Source organism: Acinetobacter sp. ESBL14, from assembly GCF_036668815.1.
Taxonomy (GTDB): domain Bacteria; phylum Pseudomonadota; class Gammaproteobacteria; order Pseudomonadales; family Moraxellaceae; genus Acinetobacter; species Acinetobacter gyllenbergii.
In genome coordinates this window covers 164523-177954 of the sequence record NZ_JAZEVS010000007.1, presented here as the reverse complement: position 1 = coordinate 177954, position 13432 = coordinate 164523, and the positions used below count along the sequence as shown (strand labels likewise).

The window sequence follows — 13432 nt, the reverse complement described above, 5'->3', positions numbered from 1 at the left end:
ACCTGCTTGAACGTCAAAAATATTGCGCTTTTTATCAGATCTTATCGATCATTTATCAAAACAGCATTTATGATTCGAAAAAATTAATTTATATTTAAAACCATATCATATAAAAAGATGGATCTTGCCAAGATGAATGCACTATTTCAACAAGATGCTGTGATGCAAATGATCGGTGCAAAACTAACAGCCTCAGGTCATCGTTCAGCCGCAGTCTCTTTAACAGTGAAAGAAAATCATACTCAAGGGCATGGCACCTGCCACGGTGCCATTATTTTTGCGATTGCAGACAGTGCCTTTGCGATTGCATGTAATAGTGAACAACCTGCTGTCGGACAGCATTGCAATATCAGCTATATCAAACCAGGAAAAATTGGCGATACTTTAACTGCAACAGCAAGCTTCAAAGCGCCAAGTGGACGATCTGAAATTTATGATATTACAATCGCCAATCAGCACAATGAAATTATTGCCGAGTTTAGAGGAATTTCACGCTTAGTGACTAAGCAGAAATAGATGTGCCTTTTAACGATTCACTCTCTCAAAATCAAAGTTTCAGCAGGAATAAATCCACGCTCATACCAAAATTAAATACAAAAAAGGAAGAGATTCAGCTCTTCCTTTTAATCAACACATGATTACTTCAACCAACGATCCAGCTTATTTTGATCTTCAACTTTGAGTTCAACTGTTGTCAGTGCATTCTCACCTGCTTCCAGTTCAAATTGTAAAAACTCATCACGGCGGAATGCATAAACAATAAATTTACCTTGTTGCTTTGCATACTTTGCCAACAGTTTTTCCGAAGCCTTGATGCCATCAATCGCAATAATCACATCATTGGCAGACAATCCAGCCCTTGCCGCAGCACTCTCTCGACGAAGCTGTTGCACTACCACACCTTCAGCTTTATCAACAACTTTTAAGCCAAATGGCAAAGCCTTATCTTCTTTGGTGCTATAACTTAAACCAAATTCAGGGAAGAGTTGATCCAGTGGCAATTCATCTGTGGTGTTGATCAAATGATTGATTTGCTCAATCCAGTTATCCCCTGTCAACTCATGACATAAGTCAAAAATCGTCCGATCATTCACTTGAATCCCATTTTGGGTATTTTCATATAGACGACGCATCAAGGCATCTAAATTTGAACCACGTAAGCGCAACCCCAAATCCAAACAAAGTGCCACCAAACTGCCTTTATTATAGTAGCTCGTGCCTGCATTATTCGAGTTTTCATCTTGACGATAAAACTTGATCCAAGCATCAAAGCTTGACTCAGCAACAGATTGCACCAAACGCCCTGGGTTTTGTAAATAACGGTCAATTTGCGCTTTAAGTAAATCCAGATAAGATTTTTGTGAAATCACGCCACTACGCAACAAAATCAGATCATCATAATATGAAGTAAAGCCTTCAAAAATCCACAGTAAGCTCGTGTAGGCTTCTTGATGCAAATCATAGTTGGTAAAATTTTCAGGGCGAATAAATTTTACTAACCATGAATGAAAATATTCATGGCTGCATAGACCTAAAAAGCGTTGATAATCTTTAGACGGTTCTTCTGCCTCATCCGCCTTAGGTAAATCATCACGAGGTGTAATTAAACTGGTGCTATTGCAATGCTCTAATCCACCATAACTATTACCAGTTGCCATGGTCATAAAGGTATAGTTTTGAAATGGTGCTGAACCAAAGATGTCGATTTCAGTTTGGCAAATCTTTTTAATATCTGCCTCTAAACGAGTTAAATTGGTCGTGTGCTTGCCAGAAATCACAAACTCATGCGCAATACCATTGGCTTCAAAACTAAAACGACTTTGCTCAGCCAACTCAAATGGACTATCAATCAACTGATCGTAGTTATCTGATTTTAAAGTAAAACGTCCTTTAACTAAGCTTTTGGTTGGTAAACCCGTCGCAATTTGAAAATGCTTGAGTTCATCTGGGAGAAAGATTTCCACTTCACACGGCGCTTGCTCTTGATCTTTTAAACCCAAACAAACACAAGCTGGATTGACGTATAAACGGGTTTGATCAACATAGGCCCCGCGTACCGATAAATCATAAGCATAGACATCATATTCCACCGTAATCAGTTCATGATCGGTATTGAATAAACGCCAGCGATTTTTCTCTGTTTTTTTAATGCTGAGTAAACGCCCTGCTTCATCAGATGCTTTTACCGATTCAATGTGTTTGGAAAATTCTCGAATTAAATAGCTGCCTGGAATCCAAGTTGGCAACCAAAGTTCTTGATTGGGATTGGCAAGGAAACGTAAGGTGACATGAATCAGGTGTTGGCGATAATCGTCGAACTCAATTTGATAGTGCAACATAATTTCTAATCATAAAAAATAGGAACAATTTCACACAGCTTAGCATTTTTTTACAAAGTCATGCGTAGATGTCGTAATTGTCAGCAAAAGTTTAGGGGCCATTGTCACTTTATCTGTGGTTGCGACAATGGATATTTTTTAGGCGATACAAGGCATGTCTTGTGAAATTTAGTCATTCTAAATGAACAAGGCATAACGTAGTAGCGACAAAAAATGCCACTGTCCCAAAGGGTTGTGGCTAAAATACCCTCATACTTCGTTATGAAACTTGGCAAGGGAATAGCCATTCCCTGCGTTTCATGCCTCGTCTGATTGATTTTTAGCCTACAACGCAATTCATATATAAAATGTCAATAGCCCCTAGATTCTTCAACAAAAAAGTCATAGCATTCTCCTCTCACATTTAAGGCCACCGGATCGGCACTACAAGGTATTCACGTGAAATTTCTCCTCCCCCTCTTTACGTTGTTTAGTCTCATTTGTGCAAACCTTGCACATGCAAATTTACTCAACATTGCCCCTGAAACCGTTGAAGCTCAAGCATGGTCTGTGATTGATGCTCAATCCGGACAAATTATTGCTGAGCATAATAGTCATGTTCAGCGTGCACCAGCCTCACTCACCAAGATGATGGTGGCCTATATCGCGCTAAAAGAAATTGAGGCGGGTAAATTACGTAAAGAAGACATACTGACCGCAACGCCTGTTGTTAGCACAGTCATGTGGGATGAGTCACAAATGTATTTAAAAGCAGGTGAACAGATTTCTGTTGACCAGCTTTTAGCAGGCCTCATTGTGATGTCTGCCAATGATGCAGCCGTCACGCTTGCAGAAAAAATCTCGGGCAGCGTACCGCAATTTGTGGCGCGTATGAATCTAGAGGCGCAAGCCTTGGGCATGAAAGATACGCATTTTAGTAATCCAGCTGGGATTACCATGACCGATCATTATTCTACAGCTGCTGATCTCAGCCTGCTTGCGAAAGCCATTGTGAAGCAAACCCCTGAATATTTATATTATTCAAAAATGCCAAGCTTTAGTTATAACCAACGCTTCCATCATGCAACTAATCTGGCTTTGAAAATGGACCCAACCGCTGATGGTCTAAAAACAGGTTTTACCAAAGCGGCAGGTTACAACTTAGCCCTCACTGCTGAGCGTCCAACCTTTAATCGGCATGTTGAAAAACGTCGTTTGATTGTGGTGGTGTTAGGCACACCAAGCGCAGTAAAGCGTGCAGAAGTGGCACATAAATTGATGAATTTGGCTTATACCTATACCCGAGATGAAGAAGTAATTCCAAAACAACGACTCATTGCCGAACTCCCTGTAATTAAATCGACTTTGAAAATGTTTAAAGTTGAAACACAGCAACCAACGATTGTCACCACCTCACTTTATGGTCAAGCAGCGCCGATTGATTTAAATACTTTTGATTTATTGACACAACGTATTCATTTGACTGATGCCAACCAGCAAGTCACGACCGTTGAACCGCTTCAAACGACGAATACACATATCAATATCGAACTGAATGAACAGCATTTAACTGCACCTTTGACTCAAGTCATGAACTTGGCCACGGTATCGATTTATCAAAACAACCAATTGATTCGTAGCTTACAAATTGAGAATGATGTTCAGATTGAAGAAGCCAACATTTTTCAAAAAATTATGATCTGGTTTTCTAATCTGTTCAGTTTTTTTTCAACCAACGATACTCAAAACCCGAAACTTTATCCTTTAAATCAAGGTTAAAAAAAACCTACTTTTTCTATCAAGATTACCAATACAATATTGAAAAAAGGATGGCATAATCCTGCCATCCTTTCACAAAAAAAATTAGGTTAATCATGAGTAAAACCTTACATCATATCGTGATTGTAGGCGGTGGCGCAGGTGGTTTAGAACTTGCGACACAACTAGGTGAACGTTTTGGCCGACGTAAGAAAGCCCGAATTACCCTAGTCGACCAAAACCTCACTCACATATGGAAACCACTTCTTCACGAAATCGCAGCTGGCTCACTCAACCCCCACGAAGAACAGACCAATTACTTTGCTCATGCAGAAAAACATCATTTTGAGTTCGTCCTTGGTACCCTCACTGATGTCAATAAAGATAAAAAACAAATTACGCTCTCTCCTCCACAACTTTCCAAAGAACACACCCCACTGATCCAGACACTTAACTACGATACGCTAGTGCTTGCTGTTGGCTCTGTGTCCAATGACTTCGGTACCGAGGGTGTGCGTGAATACTGTCATTTCCTTGATAGTCGTCAACAAGCTGACATCTTCCAACAGGATTTGTTCCATCTGTATATCGAAGCACAAAACCAGCCAACTGAACGTGCCTTAAATATTGGCATTGTCGGCGCAGGGGCAACGGGGGTTGAACTGGCAGCTGAACTGATTGAAACCACCAAAAACTTTTATCGTTATGGCTTAAAGAAAATTGACCCTAAACAAGTCAAAATTACCTTGATTGAAGCTTCTGATCGTATCTTGCCTGCACTGACTGAGAAAACCGCTGCACATAGTGCCAAGCAACTCAAGAAAATGGGCATCGACATTTTGACGCAACACAAAGTACAGAAAGTCGATGAATCCAATGTCTATTTTAGCAATGGCAGTGTTTTACACTCAGATATTACGGTTTGGGCCGCAGGTGTTAAAGCGCCTAAAGTTTTAGAATCATTCCATGATTTTAAACGGGACAAGATTAATCGCTTAATGGTCTATGCAACGCTGCAAACCTACTCTGATCCAAATGTATTTGCTTTCGGCGACTGCGCCAACTGTCAGTTGGATGCACGCCAACCTCCACTAGGTCCACGTGCGCAAGTGGCAAGTCAGCAGGCCACCTTCTTGGTAGATGCCATGGCTGCGCGTTTGTCGGGTTCACCTCAGCCAATGTTTAGCTTTAATGAAAAAGGGTCTCTGGTGTCATTGAGCCACAATCAAGCGGTGGGAGAACTGTTGGGCGATGTTAGCGTACAAGGTTTTATTGCCAAAACTATGTACGTCTCTTTATACCGACTACATCAAGCCAATATTCATGGTTATACCCAAGCGGGCATGCTCACCATGAAAGATTTCCTAACGCGTCGTGTCCGTCCAAAAATTAAACTGTATTGAGTTGAAATTTGATATTTCGACTCAATATTTAAGTAAATCGTTTCAAAAAGTGGAAAATAGTCAACAAAATCTATTTTTCACTTTATGATATACAGCTAAAACTATTGATGACATGGATTCAAAACATGACTGCTATTGCAAATAACCACGTGGTTTCATTCCACTACACTTTAACAAACGCTGAGGGTGAAACACTTGATCAATCTCAAGGTGAACCACTTGCATATTTGCACGGCGCGGGCAACATCATTCCAGGTTTAGAAAATGCTCTTACAGGTAAAACTGTTGGTGAAAAATTCACTGTAAACGTTCCAGCTGCTGAAGGTTATGGCGAATACAACCCTGACCTCGTTCAAGAAGTTCCAGCTCAAATGTTCCAAGGTGTGGACAACATCCAACCTGGTATGCAATTCCAAGCTCAAACTGATGACGGCGTTCAAATCGTAACCGTTAAAGCAATTGAAGGCGACAACATCATTGTTGATGCGAACTTCCCACTTGCTGGTCAAGATCTTACTTTCGAAGTTGAAATCGTTGAAATCCGTGATGCTTCTCAAGAAGAATTAGATCACGGTCACGTTCACGGTGCAGGTGGTCACCACCACTAATTCATGATTTGAATTAGATGCAAAAAGCAAAGCTTCGGCTTTGCTTTTTTATTGCCGAGCACTTTTACTAAATCAGAAAATCGCTTAAGGTCATTTCAATCACCATCTACGTTGTCAACTATGTCTCATCCCTATCAATTGATTTGGTTTCGCCAAGATTTAAGAATCCAAGATCATGCTGCGCTTTGGCATGCGACTCAGGCTGGTTCATGTCTGGCATTGGTGATCTTATCGCCTGCGCAATGGCAACAACATAATGATGCGCCCATTAAAATCGAATTTTATTTACGCCAACTGCAAGAATTAAAAAAACAACTGCATCAACTCAATATTCCTTTAATGGTTCAGACCATTTCACTTTGGAAAGATCTACCTGATTTTTTTGCTGATTTGCTCCAACGACTTGAGATTGAACGTGTCTATGCCAATGTCGAACTCGGTGTCAATGAATTAAAGCGCGATCAGGCCATCCAACAACAACTCCATCAGCAGCAAAAAGAATTCATACTTTTTCATGATCGAACCTTATTTCCTGTGGCTTCGATCCGCAATCAGTCTGCCTTACCCTATAAAGTTTTTAGCGCATTTAAAAAAACCTGTTATCAACGTTTACAGCATGGTTTACCACAATGCTACCCGGCTCCTACGCAGCAGCAACCACTCTCGCTCGATGTGTCCTATTTTCAGCTAGATAACATTCAACAATTACATCACGATTATCTAGAACAGATCCAACATCCGCATTTTGCTGAATGGCAAGTGGGTGAAGACTATGCACTCACCTTACTCGACCAGTTTATCCATACTCGCTTAGCAGATTATAAAACTGCACGTGATTTACCAGCTGTTTCAGGCACCAGTCAGTTATCTGCCTATTTAAATATCGGGATTCTTTCCATTCGACAATGCCTGCAAGCCCTGTTTAGACAACAACACGGGCATTTTGAAATTCAGTCTGAAGGGCAACAAACTTGGTTAGATGAGCTGCTGTGGCGAGAATTTTATCAACATATCTTGTTTGATTTCCCCCAAGTTTCAAAGCATCTACCTTTCCAATCTTCCACTGCAAAAATCAGTTGGCGTAATGATCATGTTGCGCTAGCAAAATGGCAACAAGGGCAAACAGGGATTCCGATTATTGATGCGGGCATGCGGCAAATGTTGGCGACAGGTTGGATGCATAATCGAGTACGTATGATCTGTGCCATGTTCTTAAGCAAGAACTTGTTGATTGACTGGCGTAAGGGAGAACAATGGTTTATGCAGCATTTAATCGATGGCGATTTAGCAGCAAATAATGGGGGTTGGCAATGGTGTGCCTCAACAGGTACCGATGCGGTCCCCTATTTCCGAGTGTTTAACCCTGTTACACAATCACAAAAGTTTGATCCCGATGGCGTTTATATTCGCCAATGGATCCCTGAACTGGCTCATCTTGATCACAAAACAATCCATGACCCTTATGCAAAGAATCAAGCCTTAGTACTAGATTATCCTAAGCCAATGGTTGATTTAAAGCACAGCCGTCTACGAGCCATAGCAGCATTTAAAACAATCTAACTCAGCTTACATAAATTAAAAATTCTTATCATTTTGACTACTGTTTATTACTCTGAAATACAGGCTATACTGTATGTTACTGTTTATAAAATTATTTTACAAAGCTAACAACAGAAAAACTATCGTCAAAACCGTAAAATAATGCTAACTTTTCCACAAAAGACATATATTAAAACTAAAAACGATTATGCAAAAAAATCCAGCTCCAGCACTCGTCTTATGGATTATCTCAGCCCAAATCTTTATGGGCATTGTTGCGTATGAATGGCTACCAGCAAGTTATCGTGGAAGTTGGGTATTTCTACTCATCTTGTTAATCTCAGGTGCGTTCTTAAATGTTGGCATGGCCATCATCGTGGGTTTACTCACGTTTATAGGCGTTGCCGTTTACTTTTTCCTCGACTTGGCCAATCAGACTTATGTCGAACGCCAATTGTTATTGTTGTTTGTACTTCCAATTACCCCGATTTTTTTGAGTGCTATCCGTCATAATATTCAAAATGCATTAAAAAGTTTCCGAGCCATTCAAAGTTATGACCGCAATTATCAACACGATATCTTGCCGCTCACTGCGTTGAAACATTTCCAAGGCGAATTAAAAAAGTTACTTCAGCTTACCCAAAAAGATCACTATAAAATCATTACGACACGTATTAGCAACACTGTCCTGATTCGTGAAATGCTGGGTGAAGATATTTGGAAAGACACACAAAATAAAATTATGGAAATCCTATCTACTGAGCGTGACAGTGTAATTTACCACTTCATCAATGAAGAACTCAGTGAAATTCAAAGTATCGTGATTCATGAAACAACCTCAGATGATACTCAAGGATTTCCTCAGTTTATTCAAGACCTTCAAGAGCTTACCGTCCTTAAACTCCAGATCGAGCTACATACTGAATACTTAGCCCCTCCAAGTAGTGAGGTGAGCTAATGTCGGTACTCCTCAATATTTGTGGTGTTTTGGTCGCCACCAGTCATTTTCCAGATACCACCTTGCAGCAATTTTATCAGCAGTATTATCACTGCCAGATTGAAACAGCTAAACAAGATCTCAGTACTCAAGTTCAAACGCCCCAAACTGTAGCAGAGCTCTTTCCACAACCTGCCACGTGGTGGCCAATTTTCACTTCCGATCAATTAGACTCTGAAAGCTTTAAACAATTGCTTGAACAAGGGATCAAGCCCGGTGTGATTTTACCCAATGAATATTTTAGCGTAGTGAAATATTATAAAATTAAAAAAGCCGTCAATGAAGGCGCTATTCCTGTTGCCTTATATCAGATGACCCATGCCAAATATTTTGCCGCCAAAGCCACGTTTTCAACGGCAATTGGCTTACGCCCTTTAGCAGCATTGATCGAAACAGGTTGGGATGAAAACATCATTGCGCAGCCTGCTGGAAGTTATATTATTCAGTCCGATCTTCCTGATGAATTGCGTATTCCCGCACGTAAAATTCAGCATCATCAGCATTATTTTTATCAAGCCATTACTGACTCCTCACAAAGCTCAGGTTATCAAGTCGTGATTAATCCACCACTTGGGATGCCCTTAAATACTATTCAATATCCTCAATTGGGTATTTCCTGGGATCTGAATCGTACAAAATTTACCAGCAGCACCGAAGGGGTTAAAACTAGTTTATTTGGCTATATTTTAATTGGGTTAAGTACAGTGGTCATTCCACTGGATTATATCTATTCAGCACATTATCCAAGTCTTCTCAGCTCCTTTGGTAGTTCGATCTCTTGGGTTTCGCTGCTGCTCGGTGGTGGACTCCTCCTGATCTTGATTATTTCAATTATCCGCAGGAGAAGAATAAATGCCCGCAATTGATATTCTTTTCTTATTCGGTTTTTTAGGCATCTGGATTCCTCAAGCCTTCTGGGCTTGGCTCAGTTTTCAGGCATGGAAGTATTCAAAAAATGCAGCCAAGGAACTGGAAAACATGCCTGTTCCCGAGCACTGGCCCATGTTAAGTGTTTTGATTCCTGCCTATAACGAAGGTGTGGTGATCGAAGATACCCTACATGCGATTGCCCAGCAGGATTACCCTGCCCATGCCTATGAAGTGCTACTGATTAATGATGGTTCAAAAGACAATACACTAGAAATTGCGGAACGGATGGCGGCCATTTATCCCTGCATTAAAATTGTCAATGTGCCGAAAGGAATGGGCGGTAAAGGTAAATCACGCACCCTAAACAATGGTTTACCCCATGCCAATGGTGAACTTATTGTGGTCTATGATGCCGATAGTACCCCTGAACCCGACTGTGTCCGTTTATTAGCCCAGACCTTACTGGCGGATAAAAAATTAGTCGCCGTGAACGGTAAAGTCCGTACCCGTAACTGGCGCGACAGTATTTTGACCCGTTTTATTGCGATCGAATTTATTTTCTTCCAATGGATTTTCCAAGGGGGTCGTTGGCAACGTTTTGAACTGTCCACCTTGATGGGCACCAACTATGTAATCTGGCGCGATGCTTTGGAAACACTGGGTGGTTTTGATGAAAAATCATTAGTCGATGATACCGAAATGAGCTTTCGTATCTTCCTTGGCCAAAGACGAATTAAATGGGTACCGTATGCAGTTGGTTGGCAACAAGACCCACCCTCGTTAAGTGTCTTTGTCAAACAGCGCTCACGCTGGACGCAAGGAAACTTTTATGTCACCAGTAAATATCTGCCAATTGCGTTGAGAAAACCGTTTCCAATCGGCATCGAAATTTTCAACAACATCATGTGCTATGTTCTCTTTGTACCGGCACTGATCTGGAGTCACATTACCTTAGCTTTAGGATTACTTGGGATTGCTGGGATTACTGTTCCCGGCCCATTCACCCTGCTTTGGGGCTTATCCTTCTGTTTATATGTCGCACAAATGTGGTTCACCTTATCTTTAGAACGAGCTAAACCTCAACTATATTTCTTCTCGGTCTTATCTTACGTAACCTATTCACAAGTGTTCTTATTTATCGTGTTTAAAGCTGCTTATGACATGCTGAAAAATAAGATTCAGGGAAATTCGTTACAGTGGTATAAAACTGAGCGTAGCAAGGAGAAAAAATAAATGAAAAATAGAACTTTACAACATCCACTTTTAAAAGCTGTAGTTGCCAGTGTCGCCCTCTCCTTGCCAGTATTTGCTTTTGCAGATACCTTGAATACATGGACCTTTGACAACATCAACACGTCCAATAAATATACCATTGAGCCGCATTTCTTCTATGTTGGCAAAGGCTCTGAATGGCAGAACATCCGTTTTAGCAGTGATTACTCTACCGAGCATTTCACTACTTTATTGGTGAAATTTGATGACAAACTGATTTATAACACCACCTTGAATGGTGATGGTACTTTGAGTTTCGATATCCCAGCAACCCAAAGCGGCTTCCATCGCCTAGATTTTATTTTACAGCAGTATTCACCCAACACTTCGCCTGCGGCTGATCGCACTACCTTCTGTAGTGAGGATGTCGATCAAGTGACTTATTTAAGCAATTCTAAGATTGAGTATATCCGTCATCGCCCCATTTATCGCTTAAAAGATTTACCTGATGCCTTGTTCAATCCTCAGGTTGTGCGGCCAACGCCTTTTGTCGGTGTGTTAAAATATAACCCAGCCAATCTCAATGAAGCTGCAATGTTAGGGCGTCTCATCAGTGCTTGGGGTTCAGTCACGCCAATCCAATGGTATGAGCAAAATGCACCAACGGAACAAGCACCCAACTTTTATATTGAAATTGTCAAATCAGCGACAGCCTTACCGAAAGGAACACTGGTTCAAATCAGTACGGCAAATGATATTCCGACCTTACAAATTCAATATGACCAACCAGAAAAACTGGTCTCCGCAATCAATGGCTTACTTAACTCAGACTATTTACAACAACTCAATACTTCGGCAACCTTTCTTCCCAATAAACTGGCAGCACCGAACTGGGCTAAAATCAAACAAATCCATACCCTTGCTGACCTCGGAATTAGCGATTTCCGTTTGAATCAAGCTGAAAAAAATCTCTTCCTTAATTTCCCTGCAGTTTGGCAACCAACCGACATTTTACAAGGCCAAATTGCATTGCGTGTGCAAAGTGGTTTATTGGAAGGCTCAAATATTACCACTTGGATTGATGGCGGTTTTGCGGGGAGTTTGAAAACAGCCAATTTAGATTCAGACCCTGTTAACCGCCAATTTAACTACTTTGCCAAGACCATTTCAGATAATACCACCTTCAACCTAAAGCTTGAAAACTCGGTTATCGTCAACTCACAATGTTTACCGACTGCGAAAGGTTCTCTGTGGATTGATACGCAAAAATCGACGGTGAAATTACCGCACAAATTGAAAAATGGTGTTGCATCTTTATCGATGACCTTTGCAACACATCCCACTATTGCGATTGACGGTAATGCGGGAAGCTTAGAAGTTGCGATGATCATCAGCCAAGTGGCCAAAAAAATGCTGATGACCAATGACCCGATTCCACTAAATCTGGTCAAGTTGGATCCAGCCAAACCTGAACTGCTCAATGTACAGGTCAATCCCAACATTTATCGCCAACAGGTTTTAATGCATCAGAGTACGCTGTACGCACCAGCAACCGTGAGTGGCTTCTTGGTAAGTTTCCATGATCAACGCTTTGATATTATTACCGACTCAATGCAAGGGGCACAAAACTTCACCAAGCTTTGGGAAAAGATTCAACAAAACATCCCAAACAATGCCAGCAAAATATTGGTGACTGAAAGCGGACAAGTCTTTATTTTACAAAAGATTATGGTCGGAAATCAAAAAGCACCTCTGGTAAAACAATCCTCCTTCTTTCTCTTGGTCGTTATAATCTCTGCTATCATGATTGTTGCAATCTTGCTCTGGTACTGGCGACAAAGACCAAATGCTAAAAATAAGGCTGACTAAAACAACGTTTTTAATCACATTTACATTATCAGCACTCTTATTTTTAGGAGGTTGTATTCATCATCTCAAAACAGATGTACACGCTCCGCACATTGAAGGTATATTCTGGCAGCCTGACTTGGCAACCACGCCACCGTCAGGCAATTGGGACTTACTTGGTGTTTCTACTTTTGTGCCACAATGGTCAGTAGTACAATCTAAATCATGGTTTGATCATGACATCGGTTTAGAAAAATGGGATAAAAACATCAATCTAAAACAGCTCCAGCAAAAAGCATGGGCTCAGCATATTTTACTTGGCCTAGCAGGAGAATATGATGAGAAGTTAGCTCGCGCCAATGTCTTAAAACTTGCTGAGAGCTCCCAAAAAATCATTAAAAACACCCAAATTATTCCCCTTAAAGGTTATTATTTTCCTGTAGAAGCCGACCCAACCTGGATCGGTGTTGATGATCTGGCCCATGCCATCCGAACTTTGCCCAAACCGCTGTGGATCAGTATCTATAGTGGAGAGCAGGCACCAGAGCATCTAGATTCTTGGCTTAAAAGCTGGTTACCAAGCCATACTGGCGTCTTCTTCCAAGATGGCGTTGGCGTTGGAACGCGTACACCACAACAAGCGCGTGTTGTATTAGAAGACCTTCAAAAAGAGTTTGGCAAAGACAATATTGTGATTGTATTAGAAGCATTTCGTCCCGTGAAAGGCGGAAAATTTCGCTCCGCCTATCCTTGGGAAGTCATACAGCAGTTGAAAGCCTACGAAGGGCAAACTGTCTATATTTTTGACGGCCCACATTATATGAACCGTATGACCGTTTATGCAGTTGCGTTGTGGTATAAACTCCGATACAACTAGAA

General features: G+C 41.1%; 11 protein-coding genes. 10 read left to right on the top strand and 1 reads right to left on the bottom strand.

The genetic code is table 11. From position 1 onward, the window contains the following. Positions 1-132: 132 nt before the first annotated feature. The gene (gene paaI / locus V6E90_RS18950) at positions 133-516 is read left to right on the top strand and encodes a hydroxyphenylacetyl-CoA thioesterase PaaI (RefSeq protein WP_016541265.1); all 384 of its coding nucleotides are present in this window, start codon (positions 133-135) and stop codon (positions 514-516) included. Positions 517-638: 122 nt separating this feature from the next. Here the strand turns inward: paaI and V6E90_RS18945 are convergent, their stop codons facing one another. Then, positions 639-2339 carry a M61 family metallopeptidase gene (locus tag V6E90_RS18945; protein ID WP_332606187.1) on the bottom strand — a complete coding sequence of 567 codons (1701 nt, stop codon included), beginning with the start codon at positions 2337-2339 and terminating at the stop codon, positions 639-641. Between the two features lie 438 nt (positions 2340-2777). Between V6E90_RS18945 and V6E90_RS18940 the strand changes: the two genes are divergently transcribed. From V6E90_RS18940 to V6E90_RS18900, 9 genes are all read left to right on the top strand, one after another. Further along, complete coding sequence (locus V6E90_RS18940) at positions 2778-4097, top strand: D-alanyl-D-alanine carboxypeptidase PBP6B (RefSeq protein ID WP_332606186.1); 1320 nt, start codon at positions 2778-2780, stop codon at positions 4095-4097. 95 nt (positions 4098-4192) lie between these two features. Continuing rightward, a complete protein-coding gene (locus tag V6E90_RS18935; protein WP_016541262.1) occupies positions 4193-5479 on the top strand; it encodes an NAD(P)/FAD-dependent oxidoreductase in 1287 nt (428 codons plus the stop codon). 125 nt (positions 5480-5604) lie between these two features. Beyond that, positions 5605-6087 carry an FKBP-type peptidyl-prolyl cis-trans isomerase gene (locus V6E90_RS18930; RefSeq protein ID WP_004652066.1) on the top strand — a complete coding sequence of 161 codons (483 nt, stop codon included), beginning with the start codon at positions 5605-5607 and terminating at the stop codon, positions 6085-6087. Positions 6088-6207: 120 nt separating this feature from the next. Continuing rightward, complete coding sequence (locus tag V6E90_RS18925; RefSeq protein ID WP_332606185.1) at positions 6208-7647, top strand: cryptochrome/photolyase family protein; 1440 nt, start codon at positions 6208-6210, stop codon at positions 7645-7647. Positions 7648-7834: 187 nt separating this feature from the next. Next, a complete protein-coding gene (locus tag V6E90_RS18920) occupies positions 7835-8584 on the top strand; it encodes a hypothetical protein (RefSeq protein ID WP_332606184.1) in 750 nt (249 codons plus the stop codon). After that, on the top strand, positions 8584-9489 hold the full coding sequence (locus V6E90_RS18915; RefSeq protein WP_016541259.1) for a hypothetical protein: 906 nt from the start codon (positions 8584-8586) through the stop codon (positions 9487-9489). The genes V6E90_RS18920 and V6E90_RS18915 overlap by 1 nt, the downstream gene beginning before the upstream one ends. Beyond that, positions 9476-10726 carry a glycosyltransferase family 2 protein gene (locus V6E90_RS18910; protein ID WP_332606183.1) on the top strand — a complete coding sequence of 417 codons (1251 nt, stop codon included), beginning with the start codon at positions 9476-9478 and terminating at the stop codon, positions 10724-10726. The genes V6E90_RS18915 and V6E90_RS18910 overlap by 14 nt, the downstream gene beginning before the upstream one ends. Next, positions 10727-12574 (top strand): hypothetical protein, encoded by a 1848-nt coding sequence (locus tag V6E90_RS18905; RefSeq protein ID WP_016541257.1) that lies wholly within the window; start codon positions 10727-10729, stop codon positions 12572-12574. Then, positions 12552-13430 (top strand): hypothetical protein, encoded by an 879-nt coding sequence (locus V6E90_RS18900; protein WP_332606182.1) that lies wholly within the window; start codon positions 12552-12554, stop codon positions 13428-13430. Before V6E90_RS18905 ends, V6E90_RS18900 begins: the two co-directional genes overlap by 23 nt. Positions 13431-13432: the final 2 nt, after the last annotated feature.